Here is a 22,991-nt window from a genome sequence, read left to right as displayed (position 1 = left end):
GCCTCCGCTTGTCCGACGGGAAAAGAGAAAATGTGTAGCCGCCGTGAACTGGACCGGGTTCCCTGTTCCTTGATTGAATGAATAACGAAGCGGCTCGACAATTACCAGCGAACTCTCAAAGCTACGGAACCGGTCGTACTAAGCTTTCTTTCCGAATATTCCTCTCTGTCCCCTGTCCGGGATGGAGATTTTTTCCTGGCGATTGATCTGGACAGCCCCAGCTGCTGTGATCCTCCTCCTTTTATCCGGAAGGTTGCACGCCCTCAGGGACCTCGCACAGCGAGGCCTGAAGCATCCGATGCTTGGCGTGGCGATGCTCATCAACACCACGTTGCTTGGAGTTCAACTGTGGGTGTTCATGTGGGCACCTACATGGACGCATGCTCGAAATTTCGCTGGGTTACTTTCTATTACCCTTGGCCATGGTGCTCGTTGGGCGATTTTATTATCATGAACGCCTCGATTGCATGCAATGGACTGCTGTCGGATGTGCAGCGATTGGGGTTGCCCACGAACTCTGGTCCACTGGGGCATTTTCATGGCCAACCGCGCTTATCGTGCTTAGTTACCCTCCATATTTTGTCCTAAGGCGAAAGATCGACGCGGACGCATTAACCTCGTTCGCAGCCGAAGTGCTGATACTGCTTCCTGTCGCGATCTGGCAGGTGCTCGATCATCGTGGCCTTACAGCAGTGTCGGGCAACATTAACCTGCTGGTCGTGTTATTGCCGGGCCTCGGAGCGTTGTCAACGGCAGCCCTCGCAAGTTATCTGATGGCGGGACGCATTCTGCCGATGAGTGAACCGCCCCGGGTTTTCCGGAGACTCCACTTCTTGAGAAAATGGAGCTATGGAAAACACGAAGAAGAAATCCCCAAGATACTCGCCGGAAGTGCGTGAGCGGGCTGTGCGAATGGTGCTGGAACATCAAGGCGACCGGGAATCGCAATGGAAAGTGATCGCGTCGATTGCGGCGAAGTTTGGCTGCTCGGGCGAGACGCTGCGTAGCTGGGTGCGCAAGGAGGAGCGGGATCGGGGTTTGCGCCCGGGCACGAGTACGCAGGAGCAGGATCGGCTCAAGGAACTGGAGCGGGAAGTACGTGAGCTTCGGCAGGTCAATGAAATCCTGCGCAAGGCGTCAGCGTATTTCGCACAGGCGGAGCTCGACCGCCGACCGAAGTGATGATCACGTTCATCGATGATCACCGGCACGTCTACGGGGTCGAGCCGATCTGCAGGGTGCTGCCAATCGCACCGTCGACGTACTACACCCATGTGGCTCGCCGCGCCAATCCTGACCTGGTGCCGCCGCGGGCCCAGCGTGACAGGATGCTCAAGGATGAGATCCGGCGCGCGTGGGAAGAAAACTTCCAGGTCTATGGCGCAGACAAGGTCTGGACGCAATTGAAGCGCGAAGGCATTGTCGTGGCGCGCTGCACGGTCGAGCGGCTGATGAAGCAGATGGGCCTGCGCGGCGTGGTGCGGGGCAAGACGGTACGTACGACAGTGAGCGATGGTTCGACGCCGTGCCCGAAGGATCTGGTGAAGCGGCAATTCACGGCCGAACGGCCCAATGCGCTGTGGGTTTCAGATTTTACCTATGTATCGAGCTGGCAGGGCTTCGTCTATGTCGCGTTCATCATCGACGTGTTCGCCCGACGCATTGTCGGCTGGCGCGTGTCGAGCTCGGCGCGCACGGACTTCGTTCTGGACGCACTGGAGCAGGCCTTGTACGAACGACAGCCGGCGCAGCAGGACGGGCTGATCCATCACAGCGACCGCGGCGTGCAATACGTATCGATCCGCTATACGGATCGGCTGGTCGAGGCGGGCATCGAGCCGTCGGTGGGCAGCGTGGGCGACTCCTACGATAACGCACTGGCTGAAACGATCAACGGCTTGTACAAGGCAGAGGTCATCCATCGCCTCGGACCGTGGCGCAATCTGCAGGCCGTTGAAATGGCGACGCTCGAATGGGTGGACTGGTTCAACAATCGTCGGCTCTTCGGCCCCATCGGCAACATTCCACCCGCGCAGGCCGAAGCCGCTTATTATGCAAATCTCGCTGGGTCTGCCGCCGTGGCATGACTCAAGCAAAATAGTCTCCGGGAAACCCGGGGCGGTTCAGAGCCTTTTTTGGCTCTTAGGATATGTCGAGCCTGTGTTGCTGCTCTTTGTCTCCCTGGGGTTGTTGGGGGAATCTTTTACTCAGCAGAAGCTCGCTACTTATGCGCCCATCTGGCTCGCGGTTGGCCTGATAGGCATACACGGCGCACTGCATATGCGTTCGCCCAAACGATAAACTGGAAACGCAATCTAGAGACACCTGGCATCCGTGACGCTGCCGCGGCAGCGCAAATCGAATGAAGCATGTTGAAAAGCAGATGTCCGGCAAAATAGCCGTCACTATTGCTCCACTTCCTAGGTGAGCGCTCGGTAAGTTCGCATTGGTTCCTCAGCCGGGCACCTATCTCGGCTTCGATCACGTGAACTCCATTCGCCGGAGCGCCATATCGATGCGCCGTCGCAGCCCGAGAGTACCAGGGATTCACCACCCATGAATGTCCGCTCACGTTCAGCGGCGCTATAAACGCTTCTAGGAAAGGACGACCAGTAGATTGTCCCAAGTCCGTTGCGATAATGCAGCTACTCTCGAATGCATCGAAATTCCAGCCTTTCAGACGCTGCTCAGCGTGAATGACGAGGACTACAACTTCGTCATGCAACATCGAAAGGCGAGAGATTTCAGAGCTCACCGCGTCGTGAAAGGGTTGCCAGATATTAGTAACGAGACCTAGCACCTCGTGGTAATCGAGAGGGTCCCGCAGTTGCAGTCCCGATGGGTTGCTTCGGGCACAAAGATGCTCTCGTTGGAACGAATCGGTCAGCGGACCTTCGGCGTCAACGTTCAGGTCGATCAGCTTAGGGTTGGTAAATCCCTTCGATCGTGGACACATCCATATCATGCGCGATGCTAAGCACCAAGTGTGCGGCTGGATCGGCCCATCCGGAGCGAAGCGAGTCCCACCCCTCGCCGCTCCTATGAAGTGGAACCTTCGTTCCGATATGTGGCAGGACGATCAAAAGCGGGGTCGATCCGTGCCGGATGCTACAAGCCTCGTGCCCCGCTTCCCGGAACTCGTTATGACGCGGCGCGGACATTTGCTGCTCTTTTTCTTAACGCACTCATCACCCACATCAGAACCAGCGACAACGCGATCCATAAAGTGGCCGCGGCTAAGATTGCGGGACTGATCTGTTCCCGGAGCCCGGACCACATTTGACGCGGCAAAGTGAAGTACTGCGGGTTAGGGAGAAGGAAGAGCGCGAACACCACCTCGTCAAATGAGGTTATGAACGCGAGCACAGCGCCCGCAGTCACCCCTGGCATGATCAACGGAAGCGTGACCCGGCGAAACACCATCCATGGAGGGGCTCCCATGATCGCCCCGGCGCGTTCGAAGGAGCGATCCAACCCGCTCGCAGACGCAAGAACCGTAACAACTACGAAAGGGATCCCAAGTGCGGTGTGGGCTGCAATCAAGCCCCACAGGTTATCCACCAATCCTACCTTCGCGAATACAAAGTACGTTCCGGCACCAGTCACAATGGTTGGCACGACCATCGGCGCGAGAATGAAGCTCATCATCAGTGACCTACCGGGCAACATGCGCTGTCTAAGACCGAGAGCTGCGGCCGTGCCAATGGACGCTGCAAGAATCGTTGTGCTGACACCGACAATGAGACTGTTCTTGACCGACAAGAGCCATCGAGGATTGTCAAAAAACGATTCATACCATCGCAGCGACCACGCATCAGAGTGTAAATGCAGCATGGCACGGGAGAACGTGAAATATGGCTCCGAGTTGAACGAAAGAGGAATGACGACAAGCACCGGTGCAATGAGGAAAACGAAGATCGCTGCACAAATCACGATAAACAGAATGCTCCATCCCTTTTCAAGGGGAGAACGAAATGGCTGGCTATGGACGTTCATGCTCACCCCATCTTGAGATTTTCAGCGCCAACCAACCGGTTGTACACAAAATAAAGCGACAACACGACCACGAGAAGAACAATGCTCAGCGCGGCCGCCAGTCCCCAGTTCAACGACGCCTGAATGTTGAACGCAATCATGTTAGAAATCATCTGGCCAGATTGGCCGCCAACAAGCGCCGGTGTAATGTAGAAGCCCAGCGCAAGAATGAGCACCAGAAGGCCACCGGCGCCAACACCCGGCAACGTGATCGGGAAGTAAACTTTCCAGAACGAGCTGAAGCGCCCTGCGCCGAGCGACTGGGCCGCTCGCATATAACTGGGCGGAACAGCAACCATGACGCTGTAAAGTGGCAAAATGAAAAACGGCAGCAGGATGTGTGTCATGGAGATCAATGTACCGGTCAGGTTATAGATCAGCATGACCCGGTTATGGTCGTTGACGACGCCCGCCAATACGAGCAGATCGTTGATCACGCCTTGGGACTGCAGGAGAACCATCCAGGCAGTTACACGAACAAGCATGGACGTCCAGAACGGCACCAGAACGAGGACCATCAGTTTGTTCGCGGTCGATTTCGAACTCGTCGCCATCAGGTATGCGATCGGATAACCCAATACTGCGCACAACATGGTCACCACGATGGCAACCCAGAATGTCTTGAGATACAACGACCTGTAGACCCGGCTGTCTTGTGGCTGCGAGACGACACTTCCGTGCTCATCCCGGCGGAAATCGAGAGCAGCGAGGTAGTTGTCGAAGGTGAACGGACGTGTCGCGCGCGCGAGCATCGGCAAAAGGCCTGGGTCACTCCAGGCCGGGTCAACAGAAGCGAACCACTGCTGATCAGGCGTTTGTTCCGTTGCAGCTGCGCGCCTTGCGGTACGCTCGACAACCGATCGGAGTCCAGATCGTTCAGCGTTGAGCCTGCTCGCCACCATGCCGAGCTTGCCATTCTCCCGTGCGGAGACGAGGTCACGAGCGAGCCCCGTCCAGACCTGGCCGTTTGATCCCTTCCCGCCGCTGTCTAGCGCTTGCGCAGTAGCCGGAAGAAGATCGCGTAGTGTCGAGTCGTAGATGCTGACCTCGAACATTTTCGCAATCGGTACGAGGAACGTAAGCAGCAGAAACAAGATCACTGGCAAAACCAGGAGCAGCGATTTATGGGTCTCCTGGCGCCTCGCCTTCTGGACGCGTCTCTTCAGCGTTGCGCCCCAACGGTCCGCGTTGGTGCTTTCGGTCTGACCTTCGGCGAGTGTCACTGGGCTCATCGCAGCTCCCCTGCGGCTGCCAGCGCGCGGCTATCGACCGAGCGCCATCCAATGGGAAGGCTCTGTCCCGATCGCAACGATCCGAGGCTAGACGTGTTTGCGACCTTCACCGAGATTTCGTTGCCGCTCGGGATCTTGCACGTAAGTCGGACGTGATCCCCGAAATAGGTAGACTCGATGATTTCAGAGTTCACCTGGTTTTCGAGGATGGCTCCCTGAGACGCAATTGCTACGCGCTCGGGCCGCAACACGAGGGAGACACGCGCTCCGCACGTCAACGGCTTTGACGTCAGAGCCTCGAATTGACATTCGCCATGGGTAACCTTTGCGCGGTAATCCCCATCGGCCGACGCATAGCATGCGTGCACAATGCCGTCCAACAGATTGTTATCGCCCACGAATCGCGACACGAACGCGGTGTTTGGCGACTCGTAGATCTCTGTTGGCGGCCCGATTTGCTCAATGATGCCGTTGTTGAAGATGGCAACCCGGTCAGACATCGCGAGCGCTTCGTCCTGGTCATGCGTGACATAGACGACGGTCACGCCCAGCATCTTGTGAAGGTGCTTGATCTCGGTTTGCATATGCTCGCGAAGCTGTTTGTCCAGCGCACCGAGCGGCTCGTCCATCAGAACGAGAGAAGGATCAAAAACTAGCGCTCGAGCCAGCGCGATGCGTTGTTGCTGTCCGCCGGAAAGCTGCGCCGGCCGGCGCGACGCGAAGTCCTGCATCTTCACCATTTCCAGAGCTTTTGCCACCTTCTTGGCGATCTCGGCTTTCGGGACCTTCCTAGCAGAAAGCGGAAAGGCCACGTTGTCGGCAACCGACATGTGCGGGAACAAGGCGTAGTTTTGGAAGACCATGCCGATGCCCCGCTTGTGGGGCGGAGTCGTGGTCAAATTAACGCCGTCGATGCTAATCGTCCCAGCAGTCGGAGCCTCAAACCCCGCGAGCATCATCAAGGTTGTCGTCTTCCCCGAGCCTGATGGTCCCAGCAACGTCAAAAACTCACCTCGTCTGACTGCAAGAGAAAGTGATTTAACTACTTGCGTCGTCCCATCGTAGCTCTTTTCGACCTGAGAAAAAACAACGTGATCGCCGTCGACTGCCCTTGACGTTGCACGGGCCCGGTGCTGGGAATCGTTTAGCGTTTGCATTACCTTGCTCCTTACTGAGCCATCCAGGCGGCCCAACGACGATTGATTTCATCTTGCTCATCATTCCAGAACCCGATATCGCTTGTAAGGCCAACCTTCAGGTTCGCTGGCGACGTCGGGAGGTTATTGCGTAACGAAGCATCGACAAACGGGAGCGCCGAGCGTCGTGCGGGCGCATAGCTGATGTACTTCGTTTGGATGGCAAGCTGCTGCGCAGAAGTCGCGTAACGGATGAAGTCGAGCGCGGCTGCCTTGTTCTTGCTGGCCTTCGAAATTGCAAAGACGTCGCCGTTGATGATTTGTCCCTGCCAGATGATTCCGAACGGTTTTTTATCCTTGGTGATTGCATCGGTGAATCGACCGTTCCCGCCCTCGGTCATCACGACTTCTCCATCTGCGAGAAGCTGTACCGACTGCGCCTGTGCGCCCCAGAAGACCGCGTTCGCTTTGATGGTGTCGAGCTTTTTGAATGCACGTTCAAGGCCGCCGGGCATCCGCAGCGTCGCGTAGACCTTGTCGCGGGGGACACCATCCGCCATCAATGCCCACTCCAGGTTCCCGTTGGGTTTGTTGCTCAGGCCACGTTTCCCTGGAAACTTTTTTAGATCGAAGAAGTCGGCGATGCTTGTGGGCTGTGCGCCAGCAAACTTTCGCTTGTCGTACGCGATCACATTCGACCACAGGATAGTACCGACACCGCAGTCGAGTAGTGAGCCTTCCACAAAGTCTGAGGACGCCGGTTTGCTGTCCGGCGCGGGAGTTAGCGAGGTAGCCTTAATAGGGTCGATCAACCCTTCATCACAGGCTCGGGCAGCATCCTGAAACTCGAGGTCGATGACGTCCCATGCTCCGGAGCCGGCCTGTACTTGCGAGCGCAATTCCGCGAGGCCACCGTTATAGTCGGCGGGAAGAATTTTAGTGCCTGTCTTTGCAGAATACGGCTCGAAGAACGCCTTGGACTGGCTTGCCGTGTATGCGCCGCCGAACGATGCTACAACCAGTTGTTGCGCATATGCCGAGGTCGTGGGTAAGACCGCACTCAGCAGCAGGAAGAGACACGCCCGGGCTTGCTTTGAAGTATTTCGGAGTTGCATAATTTCCTCTTGACGATAGGTTAGAGTTCGAATACAGCCGGGCCTTCGGGGCACCCTCTACAGCAAGTCCTTTTCCAATCGCTGGGCTAGCTGAAGAATCCACTTGTCTTCACCTGCCGCACCTACGATTTGAACGCTTACCGGTAGCCCTCTGTCATCCCTCCCTGCAGGCAGGGCGATCGCTGGCGCTCCGACGACGTTGAAAAACGAGGTGTATAGCGTTAATGCGTTCCCAACCGGATAAAGACTCTCGCCGATTGGAACTCTGGTGCTTCCGATTTCTGGGGCAACAATCGGGCAAGTCGGCGTGACAATCACATCGACGATGTCAAATAGACGAGAGAAAGATCTCCGATAGGCCGTCAGCAATCTTTGGCACTGAACGTAACTTTCGGCGGACAGTTGCTGCCCCAGCACAAAACCACTCCTGATATCTGCGCCGTACTTCTCTCCAGATGATTCGATCAACGGCGAGTGGTAAGCCAACGCCTCGGCGAGCTGTATTGTGAGCGACACCGTTCTCGACTCCGCAGCGTCCGGCAACTCGATTTCATGAAACGTGGCTCCTAGCCCCCGAAGCGCAGCCAAAGTCTTTTCGTAGCCGGATCTGACCGATTGTTCGAGCGTCAGCGCCGCACCAGGCAGGACGCCGACACGGAGCGATGCTGCTGAGTCGGCTTCTTCGAACACATCGATCCCTGTCAGGCACTCGCAAACGATTGATACATCGTCTGCGCTAGTTGCAATGACCCCGACGTGATCCAGCGTCCAGCAGAAGGGAATGACACCGCTGGAGTCGATGAACCCAAACGACGGCTTGAATCCTGCGACACCGCACAACGCTGCCGGGACGCGCACCGAGCCGCCTGTATCCGTGCCCAATGCAAACGGCACAATCCCGGCAGCGACTGCGGCTGCAGACCCGCCGCTGGAGCCACCCGCAAGCCGTCCCCTATCCCACGGATTAACCGTCGTTCCAGTGAAATGATTTTCGCCGGTGGCCCCGTAGGCAAATTCGTGCATATTGGCTTTGCCAACCAAGGCAGCGCCCGCGTCCGCCAGCTTCCGAATCACCGCGGAATCTTCGGCAGGAAAGTGTTCCGACAACACTCTGCTTCCAGCCGTTGTTCGGATTCCTGCGGTCTTAAACGCATCCTTTGCAACGTACGGAACACCATCAAGCAGCCCGATTGATTTTCCACCGCGGCGGCGATCATCCGCCGCCGCGGCCTTAACCAGTCCGTGTTCGCCGGTCAACGTAATCAGGCTCTTCATCCATGAGTTAGTGGCTTCGGCCAGCGCGAGGCTATGCTCAACAATCCCTGACGACGACACGTCGCCGCGCGCAAGCGCCTGAGACATGCCTCTCAGGCTTTGGCTCTTTACGCTCATCATGGTCGGTTGCCCTCAGCCCAAGGCGGCGCCACGTCGCCCAGGTCTATCGTGCGGATCGCGGCGAGCCGCCCGACCAGACTGGATAGGTCGGAAACGACTCCAAACCGCGGGTCGACGAGTTCAGAAAGGTCGCCTTCAGTCCAGCGACCGCCGAAAAATTCTCGGTTCACCGCGACCAGGGTTCTCAGCGAAATCGTGTCGGTCATGGCCTCTTACACCACCGCCAAGCTGCGCGGATAGTCAGTCAGGTATTCGAACCCGTCCGCTGTAACGACGATTGAATCGCCGACTCGGCCACCAAACTCGCCTTCGATCGTGATGCCACCATCGACTGCGAACGTCATGCCAGCTTCGAGGGTGCGCTGCTCTCCGCGCTTGAGCTCTGGGGTCTCGAGGAACGAATAGCCGATCGAACGACCAGTGCGGTATCCGGGTGCGAAGCCAGCGTCCTTGTAAACCTGTTCGGCCGCCGCATTAACATCATCGCAGCGCACGCCTGGCCTAATCTGCGCGAGGGCAGCTTGCTGTGCTGCTACCGCAGCTTCATATATGCGAGCCTGTTCGTCAGTGACTGACCCGACAAAAAATTCGCGGTCAAATCCAAGCTTGTAGTTCTTGAAGTTGGCGATGCCGCAGAAGCACAGATATACAGGGTCCCCGCGCCGTAGCTTGCGAACGGAGGATCGACGGTGCACGAGACATACGTCTCGACCCGATTGGAGAATCTGCAGGTTATAGATCGTCGGAGACACGAATCGATCGACGTGTTCGTCCAGAAAGGACGCCGCCTTGCGCGTACCGCCGGCAATGACTGCGAGCGCGATTTCATACTCGGGTACGCCTTCGCGAATCACTTCTTTCGCAGCCTTTACCATCGCAACGGCAACCTGGCCGGCCTGCTTCATCGTTGTGATCTCGCTCTCGCTTTTGATCATACGTAGATCGAAAATGATCTGTCCGATATCAGTCAGGCGATCCGCGTCAACCGGCAACGCAGCCCTCACGAGCGGTGGCATCTTTGCGCGTTCAATACCGAGGCGTTCCACTTTCGACGCTTCCAATACTTCTCGCAGCGGCTTGCGCCACTCATCATCGATACCGTCGGCCCACGGGCGGATGTCCTTGATCCACGTCATAAGCGAGCACATTTCCGATTCCATCAGAGGCGTGATCAGAACCGGGTCCGTGTCCTGTGGAATGACCAGCAGGGTCGGCCGACCGAAATCCATACCCAGGTAGTTCCAGAAGCCGGCGAAGTATGCGACCGCATCCGGGTCACTGATCAGCGCCACATCGACATTTGCTGCGCGCAGTGCGACGCGCAGCTTGCTTACCCGACTCTCGTATTCGCCCACAATAACTCCTCTTGGTTAGCTGTATGCAGCATGTACACAGGTCCACTTTAGGAACGACAATTTTTGTTGTCAAGTGCGGAATTAGCCTGGCCTGTCGCAGAAGGAGCGTGGCGTCACTTTGCCCTCCCGAGTCTCAATTTCGGCGATTTTTCCTATATCTATTTACTAAAACTCGTTCAAAATTGCATCGTTTCATTTTTCACTGGGACATATTAATCCACGCCCGCTACCTCGGGAAAACAGGGGCTCGTCGCAGAGCTGTGTACAGGTTGCACATAGCCGTACGGTGGCGTTACAATCGAGTGCACCTCTTCATGGAACTTGAGTGGGCGATCTCACCGGGCTAGCGACATCGTTCTACGGGGGAATATCAATGGCACGTGTGGTCAAGCTGAAGGAGCAATCGTCTCGGTCGACAGCAAAAGCTCCGTCGATCCGTGGCCAGACGCCGGACATTTATCGGTCCGTGCGTGATCGCATCTGCAGCCTTCACTACCCCCCAGGCACGTTGCTGGGTGAGAGCGCTCTGGCTGAGGAGTTCGACGTGAGTCGTACCCCGATCCGCCAAGTGCTGCAGAGGCTCGAATATGAAGGCTTGGTTGAAACCAAGAACGGCGTCGGGACGATTGTCAGCGGCGTCGAGTTTCGCGAGTATCGGGACACATACAACTTTCGCTTGAGATTGAGCGAGATGTTGGGCGACTTCTGCTCGCCAGGCGACGCCCCTCAAGCGCTTGAACGGATCGAACGTCTGATTCCTCGAGCCGCGAAGCTGTCGAGCGGACCGAAGAATTACGACGAGTTCTGGTCGATCCTTCACGAGCTCCACTTCGCCATCAATGAACTTATAAGAAACCGTGAACTGCGCCAGACACATGACCGGTGTTATTTTCAGGCGTCTCGCGTCTGGTACAACTTTGTCACTGACCTATGGGATGAAGAGGTCGAATACCTGAATCGAGAGCTCGAAGAGTGCTGTCGCGCTCTTCGAGCTGCCGATATGCGCGCGTTGGGGCTTGTTCAGCGCAACTACATCTCGTTTGGCCTCGCGCGCATCGCTCGATTCATAACCGGTTAATCGAATTGATTCAAGCTGTGCCGGGTAGGTACATGAAATTAAATGAATAGGACATCTTATTATGAGCGAAATGGCAGAGTTTCGACCTTACTTTGACGCGGGCCGACATGATCGCGCCAAGGCGGGTTTTGTCTTGCTTGCCACAGAGCAGACAATCGAAGATGACATGTTCACCCTTCTCCCAAAGGGTGTTGGGATCCACTTCACGAGAGTCCCTAATCCCGATAGCATCACACGAGAATCGCTCGATAACATCGCATCGAGTCTCGCGGAATCAGCCGCACGGATCCTTCCGGACGGCAGCCTCGATGTGATCTGCTATGGCTGCACATCTGGAAGTCTGGTCGTTGGCGAGAAGAAGGTATTCGAAGAGTTGTCGCGTGGCGCACCCAACGCAAAAACCACGAGCATGGTAACGGCTGTCATTCGTGGCCTGCGCGCTGTAGGCGCCAAACGGATCGTCATCGGGACCCCGTACCTTGATGAAATCAACGAGATGGAAAAGGTCTATCTCGAAAACGAGGGCTTCGAGGTTCTTGCAATCCATGGCTTGCAACTGGAAAAAGACAGCGACATGGTGCGAGTGACGCCTGAAAGCATCGTGCAGATGGCGCTTTTCATTGATCAGCCGGAAGCAGATGCGATCTTCATCAGCTGTGGCGCGCTTCGTTCAATTGAGGTGATCGAAGAGATCGAGAAACTAACCGGCAAACCCGTCATTACGAGCAATCAGGCGGTTGCATGGGATGTCATGCGACTCGCAGGTATGGAGGATCGGCTGAACGGGTTTGGCCGTCTTCTTTCCGAGCACTGATCAAGCATAGGAGGTAGTCTTCCCAGCCCCATCGGTAAAAGATGCACCTCCTGCGCCCGTTCTTTACATGCCAGATGTACCTCCATCGCATCATTTTTAGAGGCATGGGAACTCACATGGCTCGACCTCGTCCGCCGATCGACCTGCGCGCTCTTGAAGCGTTTGTCGCCGTCTGCGAAACAGGAACGATGACAGCGGCTGCCAAACGGCTGGCGGTCAGTCAGAGTGCGATAAGTCAATCGATAGCGTCTCTTGAACGCGAGCAGAATACAGAGCTCTTTGATCGGGAGAGCCGACCCCCACGGCCAAATCGTGCAGGACGAGTCCTACTACAGATGGCCGGCCCGCTTCTTCAGCAGGCGCAAGATATCAGCAGCAGGCTGAAAGATGCGGCGCAGGGCGAGATGCTTCCTGTCCGACTTGGATGTGTTGATTCCTTTGCCGCGACGGTCGGACCGGAGTTGATTCGAGCCATGTCTAATTCTGCTCGTCAGATCGAGCTCTGGTCAGGACTCACCCCGACGCTCGCCGGGCAGATTCATCGTGGTGAGGTTGATGTTGTCGTCTGCACGCAGACGCCGATCACCGACACAAGGCTCTCTGAGATGCCGCTGATGTCGGAAGCTTTTCTGGCCGTGGCCTCACGTCGGTGGTTTGAAAACAGGAAAGGCGATAGCACAGCGTGGACGCATTTATCTGGAGACTTGCCGCTGATACGCTATACAGCGCGCTCTGTGATCGGACAACAGGTCGAGCGGCTTGCCCGACATCTCAACATCGATAGCCCCCGACGCTACGAGTTCGACGCAACAGATCCATTGCTTAGCCTCGTAAGCGCAAATTTGGGATTCGCCATCTCAACTCCACTTTGCTTATGGCAGGCACGTCACTATCTCAACGACTTGGTGGTGCTCCCGCTACCACCGGGAAGCCTCAGCCGGAGGGAATTTTTCATCTTACATCGCCGCGGAGAATGGCATGACCTTGTAGACAACGTCGCCGCGCTTACAGGTCGTGTAATCGACGGTCTGATTCGGCCAGCACTCACGCGATTTTTCCCCCAGATGCCCGCTACCGCTCTTCAAAGATCGACGAACCAGAGCCCTTAAATTGACTGATATATTTTCACTGGTGCGCGGCGGCGCCCCGCTCATCATCTCCATCCCTCATCTCGGCATAACCATCCCCGAAGATCTGCGCGACGACTTTTCAGATGTTGCGCTTACTTTGGCTGATACGGACTGGCATCTCGACCAGCTATACGATTTCGGACACAACCTTGGCGCGACCATCGTTACGGCGAAGGTCTCGCGTTACGTGATTGACCTCAATAGACCGCCGTCTGATGAAAGTCTATATCCCGGCCAAGTAACGACAGGCCTCTATCCGGTTCATACTTTCCGAGGGGAATCGGTGTACCGCGACGGCCGTGCTCCTGATACGCATGAAAAAGCGCGCAGGCTTCGGACTTACTGGCGACCCTACCATGAGTGCCTCGCTGAAGAGATCAGAAGGCTATGTGACCGGCACCAACAGGTGCTGTTATGGGAGGCGCACTCCATCGCAAGTTGTCTGCCTCGACTGTTCGATGGAACGCTTCACGAACTCAATCTGGGCAATCAAGACGGCCGAACCTGCGACAGTTCAGTATTCCGAGCGGCTGTCCACGCGGCGAGTGAAAGCGGATACACCTGGGTCGCCAACGGTCGGTTCAAGGGCTGAGCTTTACCCACAAGTCCGCTTGTAAACTGGATCGGACGGTGTTAACTTTCGCGCATTCAATTGATGTAGCGGCTGCGGATTGGCGATCGGAGACGACACGGCAGACTGGGCGAGCGAGGAATTCGCGCAAGCGAATCTCGGAGACGCTCGCCTATCGCATCGCCTGATTGTGTTAGCACGTCAACTGGCGAGCAGCCCCCACACGTCGCTGCCGCAGGCTCTCTCGCCTGCTGAACTGAAGGCGGCCTACCGGTTCTTTGACAACGACCAGATCGACACCGACGGTGTACTGGCGCCGCATATCGCGCAGACGCTGCACCGTATGGAGCAGATCCCGGTGGTGCTGGCGATACAGGACACCACCGAATTCAACCTGACGCATCTGCCTGCCACAGATGGTTTGGGGCGCTGTACCGGTGGCAATGAACGCGGGTTCCTGATGCACAGCCTGCTGGCGGTCAGTCCGGAAGGCTTGCCACTCGGCGTACTGGGCATGAAGACGTGGGCGCGTCGCGAAGAGACCCAGGGCAGCGCCGCGCAGCGCAAATCCCGGCCCATCCACGAGAAGGAAAGCATCAAGTGGATCGAGGGACTTGCGCACCTGTCGGCGCTGAAGTCGCGCTGTGAGCACACGCAAGTCATTGGCATCGGTGATCGCGAAAGCGATGTCTATGAACTGTTTGCTGCGCAACGCCCGGACGGAGTGGACTGGCTGGTGCGCGCGGCGTGGAACCGCTGCGCGCGGCACCCCCAGCGCTATCTCTGGAAAGCAGTACTGGACACCCCCGCAGCAGGTCACACCGAGTTGCTGGTGCCGGCCAAAGGGACTCGCCCCAGCGCACTGCACGCCTGACATTGCGATACGCATGCGTACGTCTGCGACCGCCTCAGACGCGGACCCGTTTGCCCGAGCTGGACGTCTTCGCCGTGCACGTCATCGAGGACAAACCGCCTGCCGGTATCGAGCCACTCGAATGGATGCTGCTCACCTCAGTGCCCACTCACTCGCCCGGGCAGGCACTTGAGCGGCTGCAATGGTATGCACGGCGCTGGACGATTGAAACCTGGCACCGGGTACTCAAGAGTGGCTGCCGCATCGAGGCCCGCCAGTTCGGCACGCTCGAACGCTTTGTTCGGGCCACCTCCCTGTTCGCGGTCATTGCCTGGCGCATTCTCTACACCACGCTGCTGGCGCGGCTGGACGGTGACCTGCCTTGTGAGGTGGTCCTCCAGCCCGTCGAATGGCAAGCCCTGTATTGCCGAGTGCATCGAACCACCCGGCCACCGGACACGGTGCCGTCGCTGCATAAGGCGATACGATGGATTGCCGCCCTGGGCGGCTACCTGAATCGACGTCATGATCCACCACCCGGCGCCACGGTCATCTGGCGAGGTTTCCTCGTCTTGCACGAAATCACCGAGATGTTCCGCATCTTTAATTCAGGTCCGTAACTTGTGGGTAAAGCTCAGGTTCAAGGGGGGGGTACATCACGCGCCACTATGGAGCGCCGAGCAATGGCATCCACGCAATCCAGCTTGAAATGAGCCAAAGAACATACATGGAAGAAAGCGCACCTTTCAGGCTTATTTCTCCTCGTGCAAAGCAGGTCAAGGCAACACTGCAGACCATGGTCATGGAAGCACTCGAATCGGTAGCTCGCATGCGGACCTAGGTTGCTTGGCTGGTCAAGATCGTGGAATCCACTGGATACCTCGATATTGAGCTTAAGACGACTGCTACAGATTTGTTCGACACATGTGTTCGCTAACAGTTTTGCTGCGGTGGTTCGAATGTCCCATTGCCGGCTGAACCCAGCCGGAAGTTCGGCTAGTTGAGAACGGTGTTGAACGTCGCCTTCTGGCCAGGCCGTCTGCGGCCGCATAACACCTGCCGGGACCAGCCCCCATGGTCTCGATCACTGGACGGGCGCCGTTCAACCCTCGCCAAACCCGTCGTCCGGGCGCAGCGCTTCAAGCGCCTCGAGGCTCGTCCTCACCCGCGTGAACTCCACGACAAATTCGTCAATCCGATCGAGCGCGTCCAGCACCCGATCGGGCAGTGTGCCTTCGCGGTGCGACGGCACCAATGGTGCGCCATTCAACACGGAATGCGCCATGCTGTGGATCTCCAGGATGTCGTCTCGTAACCCCTCGGGATCATGGAGTTGGGTGCGGATGCGATCGACGATATCAACTGCAGCCAGCAGGCGGGTTGTGTCGTAGCTCGATTCGAGCCGCTCCAGCGCAGCGGTGTCGACGTCGCCAAAGTAAGTCGTAGTTGTGGCCGGGCGTGCAGTCATGAGCAGGACGCGTAGGTACGGGCAGTTTGACCGAACAGCGGGTCCCGGATCCAGGCTTCCGGCCGACGATCTAGATGTAGCTTATAGTGGCCGAAGCGCCGGATGTTGTGGGTCGGATACGGGCTCAAAAACTCAATGTCTTCGGCGCGCACTTTCTCGCGGTTTGCCGCCATCTCGCGTAGCGCCTGCATCATGTCCACCGTGTTCTGCAAGATCACGGCCGACGCGACGAGGTCGTTGTAGCGTAGTCGCTTCTGCTGCTCCTCTGGCTCGTTCTCGGCGATCACGTCCCCGCCGAAAGACAACCACTTCGAGAAGCCATTGTACGACTCGATCTTGTTCGTGTTCGCGGTGACGTCCTGACGCAATTCGACGCTGCCGATCCACTCAAGCAGGAATACCGTGCGAACGACGTTGCCGAGCTCGCGCGCGGCCAGATACAGCCGGTTCTTGCGGCTTTCGGAGCCGAGCCGGCGCAGCAGCAGCGGCGACGAGATGGTACCGGCCTGAATCGACAATGCGAGCTGCATCAGCTCCTGCCAGTGCTGCTCGATCAGCACCCAGTCGATGGTCGCCGTGAACAGCTTGTCGATGTGCATGTACTTGGCCTTGCTGTCCGGCCGGTACAGCACGAGATCCTTCCAGTTGCGAATCCGTGGCATCAGGTTGATGCCGAGCAGGTACGTGAACGCAAAAACGGCGGCGGACTGCCCCTGCGTGTCGGCATGAACGGTATCTGCCTTGACCGACAGGCCGGCCTTAAGCAAGCCCTCGATCACATAGATCGCCTCCCACACGCCCGGCGGAATGAAGTGCTGGAAAACCGCGATATAGTTGTCGGCGACGTGCCGGTATGCGACCGCGCCCATTTTCCGGTAGCGAAAGTGATAGCCAGCCAGCAGGTTGTTGTCGTAGAAGTCGTACTGCGTGCCATCGGCCGCCACCGTCTTGCCATCGCCCCAGTGTTTCGGCAGATCGAGCCGAAGGTACAGTTCAATCAGCTCGCGTTGTGCGGTTTCGAGCTTGTCCAGGCTCATATGCCGGCGATTCACGAACGACAGCATGTGCGCGGTGACATCGGAATCAAGATGGCGGGCCGCCTGGGTCGGACCGAGATTGCAGCCCATCGCAAAAATGGTCAGCAGGTAGCGCTCGGCAGCCTTGCGAATCTGCGGATCACTCCCGGACAACGGCCCGAAGTGCCGCGTGAAATGGGTCCAGTGCTCGATGTTCGCGAGGATGTCCAGCATGTTCCGCGTCGGCAGTCGGGCGCTGAGCCGCTCCGGCAAAGCGATGGCGCTCGGCGGAATCTCCTTGGCGACGGTTTTGCGCAGTATCGGCTCGCCATGACGGTCGATCACGACGTGCTCGCGCTTGCGCGGTAATTCGGCGTCGAGCTTGTGGGAAGCGTCTGTCAGCCATTGACGCAGTTGGCGCACGAAGTCACTGCCAGTTGTGGGCATGCCGAGCTTGTCGAAATAGTCCGGCAACTGCTGCTCGCATTGCCGCCACGGCAACAGGTGATCGCGATAGTCGGCGTACGCGTCAAAGCCCGATACGCACAGATCGCCGACCCGCAGTTCCTCGGCCATGTACGAGAACACGCAGAGCTCGAGATACCGGCGATTGGTCGGCGATCCGTCGCCGTGCGAGCGCCGCACGAGCTTGCGCCACCGCGGCGCGGCGAAGCTCAGGTCGACGTCCGCATCGATCCACTCACGATGCAGCGATTCGTTCTCCAGCACCGCATCGAGTGCGTTCAGCAGCGAGCGGACCGGGCTTGTCGAATCCCATTCGAGCGTACGAGCGACACGCATCATGACCGAACGGTGCGCCTTGAAGTGCTTCCAGAGCAACGGTAGATAGTTGCGGCCGCTGAACGCGCGGATCGCCGCACAGCTCTCGCGCAACGGCTCCAGGTCGCCTTTCGGCGCGAGCAGCTTCCTGACCGCTCGGGCGATAGCCGTCTCATCGGATTCGTCGGCAAGGATGTCGACAACGCCGTCGAGCAAGCCTACGAGGTCTTCGACCTGATCACGCTGTTTGCGCTGAATGGCGTCCAGCTCGTCGCTTGCGCGCTTGTGGATGGCACCCATGCGCCGGACAAACATGTCGGCGAGATCGTCGCGGGCGCGTACACGCATGCGGTTGAGCAGCGCGACGATCAATGTGTAGCGCTTCTCGGGCAAAGTGTCGTTCCTGAGCGCGGACGCGTCGAGCGCCATCGCCTGATTGGCGAGCGAGCGCAGCTTCGAGGCCGGAATCCCGGCGATGGCCAGTGAAAAATCGCCGAGCTCATCGAGCCAGGCAATCTGGTCGATCAGCAGCTCCAGATGCTGGCGCGACGGGCGTTTCGCATGACGCTTGATCCTGTGGTAGGCAGTCTGTCGACAGATCCCGCGCGAGCAGCCGGTCAAGCGCGAGCTTTTGTTCATCGGTCAAGCGTCGCGTGACGCGCTTGAACAGTCGGGACTGCGCCCGGGCGTGGATCTGTTCAGTCAGCCGGTCGAGCGTCGAGAACGCCGGCAGCTCGATATCGCGCGCGATCAGCTCGTCGATCGTCGCGTTGATGATGTCCACCGGCTGGTCCATCGTCAGCGACGCCGTATGCGCTGCCCGTGTCGCGATCGCGTTCGCGTCGGTGCCGTAATACGGTTTCACGTCGAGCCAGGTGCGAACCGCCGCGTAATGCCGGAACAGCGTTGGGGAGGTCTCAGTGTCGTAGCCGAATTGCACGGTGTCGCCGATATCGGCGGCTGCCCGAACGTGTTCAACGACGCCGGCTGGAATGGTAGCGAGCGGAGGGAAATAGTGCAGTTGCTGAAAGACCTTCAGCAGCACCAGCAGGCCCAGTCAAGGTCGCTCGCCGCGCGTTGACCGGCGTGCCCATTCGAGCTCGTCGGGCAGTGGCGTGTAGCAGGTTTGCAGTTCCCGGGGTGCCAGGACCTCGGGGAAGCGCGGGTACGCGGTGCGTTCGAGGGTAGCCATTGCGGATCGTCCGGATCGCAGAGGGCCGCTCAGATTAGCGCAAGAAAAATCAGACGTTACTGCACAAATCGTAATAACCGGCGCAGTCTTTATAACTACAAGGCTTATGATAGGGATTTACGCTTACCTTGTTGATATCCCTAAAACGGCCAAACGTTCCTGTTCGGCCGCCGTCGGCTCTGGCCGACAACTGCGCGTTGAGCCTTGGGCGGGTTTCGGAGTGGGCCGGCCGTTCGAGCGACCACCGCATGGCTCAGGCGAGCGGCAGAAAGTGGCCGCATCCGAAGAAAGCCTCGCGATACGGACACCTATCGGCAGCTACGAATGCGACTGGCTAGCTCAAGTCCGCAGGTCAACCTCCCTCCCCCACACCCCCTCCCTTCTCGAGAGAGATATTGTTCAACCCCGGACAGACAAAACCAAAAACACATAAGCATAAATCGGGCTGAGAGACCCACGTCGCCCCGGAAAACGAGGCGAGCTCTACGAATTGCTCCATCGTCCAGGGATAGACGCCAGCGATGCCGCGCTGCCGGCCTTTCAGTTGAAAGAGCCGCATGGCGGTGAATCCCGCACTGTCCAGAGCGAAATCCATCTCTGTCAGGTCTGTCGCTTCGGGGACGCGGAAGCGCCCGGTTTTCGGATTCCAGAAGGCAGAAGCGGAGACCATGCCCGCGTAGCCTTCATTGAACGCGTGGTATGCGAGTCGGCCGCCGCTGTGCGGGATACCGACACGGACGAGCAGGCCTTCGTCCACATGAGCGTTGCGCTGGCGAACCGGCATGCCGGGTTCAGCTGCTTCAAGGTACATAAGCTACTCCAGATGGATGCGCGGAGCAGCCCCTTGTGAGGGCGTGCCCCGCAAGGGTGAATGAGATGACTCACGCGGCCATCGAGAAGAGATCGAGCTGCTGCACTTCCTTGACCGAATTCCTGATCAGGTACTGATCCATCTCCGCCGGCGTCAGGTTCAGACGTTCGGCGAGGCGAGCGAAATACTGCCCGCGCACGGCCATCTCCTGATATCGCTGGGACTTCCCGGTAGGCAGTGTCAGGATCGTCTCGTTGAGCCAGAAGCGCGCCGATTCGATGCCTGCGTTGGCCTGCACACGCGCATACCACTCGTAATCAAACGAGCAGGTCACGAACTCACAGGCTCTTCCCGCATCTACGTCGAGGTGATCGCTTTGCTCGAAATACACAACGCGTTCACCAGCAGTCGTTTGTGCATAGGTGGACACGCGACCGGGATGCCGGTAGCGATTCCACTGCTCTGCGCCAAAATCCCGAAGACCTTCGGCCGGCGCCTCCGCGTCGAACTGTCCGACGCGGAACCATCCGTGATTCGTGATGGGTACCTTCGGAAACGTGTCGACTTTGGGGATGCGGTATCGGCGCCCCAGTCTGTGGACTTCGTACCAGGCTGATACCGCTGGAAACGCATGCGGTGCGTAGTGGTGCATGGACAGCATGAAGTCGATCGCGACCAGTTGTGACGGCGTGATCATTTCGAACTGCACGTCGCAGAGGTCGCGGTTCTCGGGCGTATCAGGAATGAGACCGGCCGCGAGATCCGCGTCGTGCTGTTCGGCGCGTTCAATTTCGAGCGCGTCGAGCGTGAGCAGGTAGCGCAACAGGTTCATACGCTCCCGAAACGACAGCACATCGGGCTGCACACGCACATATCCGGCAGAATTCAGCGAGCGCCCCACCAGCTCGCGGCGCTTCAGATCCCACTGTGTCGCGAGCAGGTAATTGCGGAAATCGTTGAGGCCCGCCATGTACGCATGCTCCGGCTCCCGGATCATGGATTCCAGCGACTTGTCCCGATCGCCAACGACGCAGCAGAACACGCATCCGAATCGCGAACCGCACGCCGTACGCTGCCCACTTTCGCCGAGAACCACTCCGCACATGCCATCGTTACCGGCGCGGTACAGGTCCGACAGACGTTCGATGGATCGCACCGAAAACGCGCAGGGAAACGGACGCTTCGCTTCGTCAGCAAACATCGTCAGCTTCAGCCAGATGTCATCGACCGACCAGTCGCGCAACGGTGAGATAGACAGTGCATCGTTGGCGTCACGCGTAGGCGCAGTCGCGCTTTCCGCTCGGGCCAGCATGGCAACGCCGCGCGAGGCGCTTTCAGCGATGCGATTGCCGAGAACGGTACAGATCTCGCGGTCGCCCCGGGCCGTCGCATCGCGCTCGAGCGCCGCGCGCAACCGCCCCTGTGGGATGAGCTTCCAGTCCGTCGCGCACGCTCTCGTGCGTTTACCGGCACGCACGCCGTTTTCGACGGTGCGCACCAGCGTGCCGCGGCCGATGGTGGAAACGACAAACTGCATGGCCAGTGACGGCGTGGCAATGTGCGTCGTCACGCCGAGCCCATGTGCGGCCGCGTGATCGTCGACCTCCTCCAGCATGGTCTCGGTATGTCGCGCAAGACTGCTGTTTTCGATCGTGGTGTTGGCCGATGAAATGTAGTGCGCGGGTTGGGCGAGGCCTTTTTCCGCGACGCGGCGCACGGCTTCGAGCATGAGAATCGTCGCGCACGTCGAGTCCTTGCCGCTGGCCGTGCCGCACAACGGATGGCCGGCACAGATCAGGCCCATGAGAACGGCGATCGCGGCCTCCATCTTTTGAAGAATCTCGTCAAACATGATTGCTCCGGGTTAATGGAGCCCTCTCCCCTACGGGAGCGGCTCCCACAGGGGTTAATGAGTTGAAAGGTCAGTGAGGCAGTGCAGACATCTCGTCGATCATCTGACGGTAGGTGATGAGGCCTTCCTGATGCTTCTGCATGAGCGCCGCGCGGCGTACAGCGGATCGCCTACGCGTGGATGAGCGGCGTCTACCACACCCGGCATGGTGATCGGGTCGGTACCGGCGTTATAGGGATTCACCGGGCTCATGGGATCGCCAATCGCAGTAGCGATATCGAAGGGTGCGGACGGAGCCGGGCTGCCCTTCCCTGCAGCAGACACTGGCGAGCAGACCACCGTGACGCAGGCAAGAGCCGCGACCCACGAGGCGAGCGTGCGGGAGTCGATCATCATTGCGTTTTCTGGATGGAGAACAACGGATAGAAAACGCCGAACGGGTTCGTACCGAGCGCGTCTTCCGAAGTCGGGGGAATGATCTGGTAGCGGAACGTCAGCGCGTACTTCTGCACCACCGGCTTGTCGGCCGGCGATTGCGTCGTGCTTGTTGTGAACTCCACCACCGCGGTCGAGTCTTCGAGCATCGCGACGTTGGTCACGCGCACTTCCCGCACCAGCTTCGGGTTGAGCGTGATCTGCTGGAACGGTGCATCCGTCTTGACCCAGTCGCCGAACTGGTTGCGAGCATTGCCGACCATCATGGCCTTCACGCCGTTGATGTTGCGAGCCATGCGCGATGTCTGGATGTCATCGGTGAGGACCGGCTCGATCGTGAACCATCGCTCGACGGTCTCACGAAGCGAGGTGCGGATAGCCTGATCGTCTGGCTTGTATGCCGTCAGTTGGGTAACGACAGCATGGCCGTTCGCGTCCCCCCACACACCATAGGCCTTCACGACGGACGGCGCTGGATTTCGGGTGTAGATTGCACCGCCAGCAATGAACACGAGGATGAAGCAGAAGGTCTTCCAGTGGTTCGCTTCAACGCGCAGGCGCGAGCCGTTATCGAAGATGATCTTCTCGGGATCGTCTTCGGAGTAGCCCCCAGGGGCGGTAGACAGTGCTATCTGCTTTTTGCTGCGGAAAAGAGGCATGACGCTCGTTCCATTTGGACCGACTCCATTGAATCAGCCGCATGGGAAGCAACTCATGCAAAAG

At 58.3% G+C, this 22,991-nt stretch carries 18 protein-coding genes, 4 pseudogenes and 1 other annotated feature; of the genes and pseudogenes, 9 read left to right on the top strand and 13 right to left on the bottom strand.

Annotated features, from left to right (window positions below):
- Window positions 1-157 precede the first annotated feature (157 nt).
- From rarD to QFZ94_RS43385, 3 genes and pseudogenes are all read left to right on the top strand, one after another.
- A pseudogene (gene rarD / locus QFZ94_RS43395) lies at window positions 158-800 on the top strand (EamA family transporter RarD); the annotation flags it as partial.
- A 49-nt stretch (window positions 801-849) separates the two neighbouring features.
- A protein-coding gene (locus tag QFZ94_RS43390; protein WP_429458928.1) for an IS3 family transposase occupies window positions 850-2,087 on the top strand; the annotation gives its coding sequence in 2 pieces (ribosomal slippage) (window positions 850-1,153 and window positions 1,153-2,087; 1,239 coding nt in all).
- Window positions 1,140-1,256: a sequence feature (AL1L pseudoknot), on the top strand. It overlaps the preceding gene by 117 nt.
- 40 nt (window positions 2,088-2,127) lie before the next feature.
- Window positions 2,128-2,301 (top strand): annotated as a pseudogene (locus QFZ94_RS43385) (EamA family transporter RarD); the annotation flags it as partial.
- On the opposite strand, the gene QFZ94_RS43380 reads toward QFZ94_RS43385, so the two are convergent.
- From QFZ94_RS43380 to QFZ94_RS43345, 8 genes are all read right to left on the bottom strand, one after another.
- Entirely contained in the window at window positions 2,222-2,956 is a 735-nt protein-coding gene (locus tag QFZ94_RS43380) for an N-formylglutamate amidohydrolase (RefSeq protein WP_429464138.1), read from the bottom strand. The pseudogene QFZ94_RS43385 and the gene QFZ94_RS43380 sit on opposite strands and share 80 nt — an antisense overlap.
- A gap of 185 nt (window positions 2,957-3,141) precedes the next feature.
- Entirely contained in the window at window positions 3,142-3,996 is an 855-nt protein-coding gene (locus QFZ94_RS43375; protein WP_429464136.1) for an ABC transporter permease, read from the bottom strand.
- Window positions 3,997-3,998: 2 nt separating this feature from the next.
- A complete protein-coding gene (locus QFZ94_RS43370; protein WP_429464134.1) occupies window positions 3,999-5,267 on the bottom strand; it encodes an ABC transporter permease in 1,269 nt (422 codons plus the stop codon).
- Window positions 5,264-6,424 (bottom strand): ABC transporter ATP-binding protein, encoded by a 1,161-nt coding sequence (locus tag QFZ94_RS43365; RefSeq protein WP_429464132.1) that lies wholly within the window; start codon window positions 6,422-6,424, stop codon window positions 5,264-5,266. The genes QFZ94_RS43370 and QFZ94_RS43365 overlap by 4 nt, the downstream gene beginning before the upstream one ends.
- An 11-nt stretch (window positions 6,425-6,435) precedes the next feature.
- Window positions 6,436-7,518, bottom strand: coding sequence for an ABC transporter substrate-binding protein (locus tag QFZ94_RS43360; RefSeq protein ID WP_429464130.1), 1,083 nt, complete (start codon window positions 7,516-7,518; stop codon window positions 6,436-6,438).
- 57 nt (window positions 7,519-7,575) lie between these two features.
- Complete coding sequence (locus QFZ94_RS43355) at window positions 7,576-8,880, bottom strand: amidase (RefSeq protein WP_368719006.1); 1,305 nt, start codon at window positions 8,878-8,880, stop codon at window positions 7,576-7,578.
- Window positions 8,881-8,909: 29 nt separating this feature from the next.
- A complete protein-coding gene (locus QFZ94_RS43350; RefSeq protein WP_368719005.1) occupies window positions 8,910-9,119 on the bottom strand; it encodes a hypothetical protein in 210 nt (69 codons plus the stop codon).
- Window positions 9,120-9,125: 6 nt separating this feature from the next.
- Window positions 9,126-10,268 carry a M24 family metallopeptidase gene (locus tag QFZ94_RS43345; protein WP_429464127.1) on the bottom strand — a complete coding sequence of 381 codons (1,143 nt, stop codon included), beginning with the start codon at window positions 10,266-10,268 and terminating at the stop codon, window positions 9,126-9,128.
- A gap of 373 nt (window positions 10,269-10,641) precedes the next feature.
- On the opposite strand from QFZ94_RS43345, the gene QFZ94_RS43340 reads away from it, so the two are divergent.
- From QFZ94_RS43340 to QFZ94_RS43315, 6 genes and pseudogenes are all read left to right on the top strand, one after another.
- Window positions 10,642-11,346 carry a GntR family transcriptional regulator gene (locus QFZ94_RS43340; RefSeq protein ID WP_429464126.1) on the top strand — a complete coding sequence of 235 codons (705 nt, stop codon included), beginning with the start codon at window positions 10,642-10,644 and terminating at the stop codon, window positions 11,344-11,346.
- 61 nt (window positions 11,347-11,407) lie between these two features.
- The gene (locus QFZ94_RS43335; protein WP_368719002.1) at window positions 11,408-12,160 is read left to right on the top strand and encodes an arylmalonate decarboxylase; all 753 of its coding nucleotides are present in this window, start codon (window positions 11,408-11,410) and stop codon (window positions 12,158-12,160) included.
- A gap of 116 nt (window positions 12,161-12,276) precedes the next feature.
- Window positions 12,277-13,269, top strand: a complete 993-nt coding sequence (locus QFZ94_RS43330) for a LysR family transcriptional regulator (protein WP_429464123.1) — start codon at window positions 12,277-12,279, stop codon at window positions 13,267-13,269.
- A 1-nt stretch (window position 13,270) separates the two neighbouring features.
- Window positions 13,271-13,882, top strand: coding sequence for an N-formylglutamate amidohydrolase (locus QFZ94_RS43325; RefSeq protein ID WP_429464121.1), 612 nt, complete (start codon window positions 13,271-13,273; stop codon window positions 13,880-13,882).
- A 79-nt stretch (window positions 13,883-13,961) separates the two neighbouring features.
- A pseudogene (locus QFZ94_RS43320) lies at window positions 13,962-15,334 on the top strand (IS4 family transposase).
- Window positions 15,335-15,369: 35 nt separating this feature from the next.
- Window positions 15,370-15,555: a hypothetical protein gene (locus tag QFZ94_RS43315; protein WP_429464330.1), complete on the top strand. Its 186-nt coding sequence runs from the start codon at window positions 15,370-15,372 to the stop codon at window positions 15,553-15,555.
- Between the two features lie 261 nt (window positions 15,556-15,816).
- Here QFZ94_RS43315 and tnpC read toward each other — a convergent pair whose 3' ends face one another.
- The 5 genes and pseudogenes from tnpC to QFZ94_RS43290 form a co-directional block, all read right to left on the bottom strand.
- Complete coding sequence (gene tnpC, locus QFZ94_RS43310) at window positions 15,817-16,182, bottom strand: Tn3 family transposase post-transcriptional regulator TnpC (protein ID WP_429464120.1); 366 nt, start codon at window positions 16,180-16,182, stop codon at window positions 15,817-15,819.
- Window positions 16,179-19,170, bottom strand: a pseudogene (locus tag QFZ94_RS43305) (Tn3 family transposase). The gene tnpC and the pseudogene QFZ94_RS43305 overlap by 4 nt, the downstream one beginning before the upstream one ends.
- Before the next feature lie 352 nt (window positions 19,171-19,522).
- A complete protein-coding gene (locus QFZ94_RS43300) occupies window positions 19,523-19,981 on the bottom strand; it encodes a hypothetical protein (RefSeq protein ID WP_429464118.1) in 459 nt (152 codons plus the stop codon).
- Window positions 19,982-20,051: 70 nt separating this feature from the next.
- Window positions 20,052-21,833, bottom strand: coding sequence for a hypothetical protein (locus QFZ94_RS43295; protein ID WP_429464116.1), 1,782 nt, complete (start codon window positions 21,831-21,833; stop codon window positions 20,052-20,054).
- Between the two features lie 392 nt (window positions 21,834-22,225).
- Window positions 22,226-22,927 (bottom strand): type IV secretion system protein, encoded by a 702-nt coding sequence (locus QFZ94_RS43290; protein ID WP_410852906.1) that lies wholly within the window; start codon window positions 22,925-22,927, stop codon window positions 22,226-22,228.
- Between the last annotated feature and the right edge of the window lie 64 nt (window positions 22,928-22,991).

Origin of the sequence: Paraburkholderia sp. JPY465 (assembly GCF_050436725.1) — a bacterium.
Taxonomy (GTDB): Bacteria; Pseudomonadota; Gammaproteobacteria; order Burkholderiales; family Burkholderiaceae; genus Paraburkholderia; species Paraburkholderia youngii.
Note: the sequence above shows the minus strand (reverse complement) of the source record. Positions and strands in the feature narration are given on the sequence as shown.

Bases quoted from the DNA above. Each gene is read 5' to 3' on its own strand.
- QFZ94_RS43380 (WP_429464138.1), bottom strand. From the start codon at position 2,956: ATGTGTCCACGATCGAAGGGATTTACCAACCCTAAGCTGATCGACCTG.
- QFZ94_RS43375 (WP_429464136.1), bottom strand. From the start codon at position 3,996: ATGAACGTCCATAGCCAGCCATTTCGTTCTCCCCTTGAAAAGGGATGG.
- QFZ94_RS43370 (WP_429464134.1), bottom strand. From the start codon at position 5,267: ATGAGCCCAGTGACACTCGCCGAAGGTCAGACCGAAAGCACCAACGCG.
- QFZ94_RS43365 (WP_429464132.1), bottom strand. From the start codon at position 6,424: ATGCAAACGCTAAACGATTCCCAGCACCGGGCCCGTGCAACGTCAAGG.
- QFZ94_RS43360 (WP_429464130.1), bottom strand. From the start codon at position 7,518: ATGCAACTCCGAAATACTTCAAAGCAAGCCCGGGCGTGTCTCTTCCTG.
- QFZ94_RS43355 (WP_368719006.1), bottom strand. From the start codon at position 8,880: ATGTCTCAGGCGCTTGCGCGCGGCGACGTGTCGTCGTCAGGGATTGTT.
- QFZ94_RS43350 (WP_368719005.1), bottom strand. From the start codon at position 9,119: ATGACCGACACGATTTCGCTGAGAACCCTGGTCGCGGTGAACCGAGAA.
- QFZ94_RS43340 (WP_429464126.1), top strand. From the start codon at position 10,642: ATGGCACGTGTGGTCAAGCTGAAGGAGCAATCGTCTCGGTCGACAGCA.
- QFZ94_RS43335 (WP_368719002.1), top strand. From the start codon at position 11,408: ATGAGCGAAATGGCAGAGTTTCGACCTTACTTTGACGCGGGCCGACAT.
- QFZ94_RS43330 (WP_429464123.1), top strand. From the start codon at position 12,277: ATGGCTCGACCTCGTCCGCCGATCGACCTGCGCGCTCTTGAAGCGTTT.
- tnpC (WP_429464120.1), bottom strand. From the start codon at position 16,182: ATGACTGCACGCCCGGCCACAACTACGACTTACTTTGGCGACGTCGAC.
- QFZ94_RS43300 (WP_429464118.1), bottom strand. From the start codon at position 19,981: ATGTACCTTGAAGCAGCTGAACCCGGCATGCCGGTTCGCCAGCGCAAC.
- QFZ94_RS43295 (WP_429464116.1), bottom strand. From the start codon at position 21,833: ATGTTTGACGAGATTCTTCAAAAGATGGAGGCCGCGATCGCCGTTCTC.
- QFZ94_RS43290 (WP_410852906.1), bottom strand. From the start codon at position 22,927: ATGCCTCTTTTCCGCAGCAAAAAGCAGATAGCACTGTCTACCGCCCCT.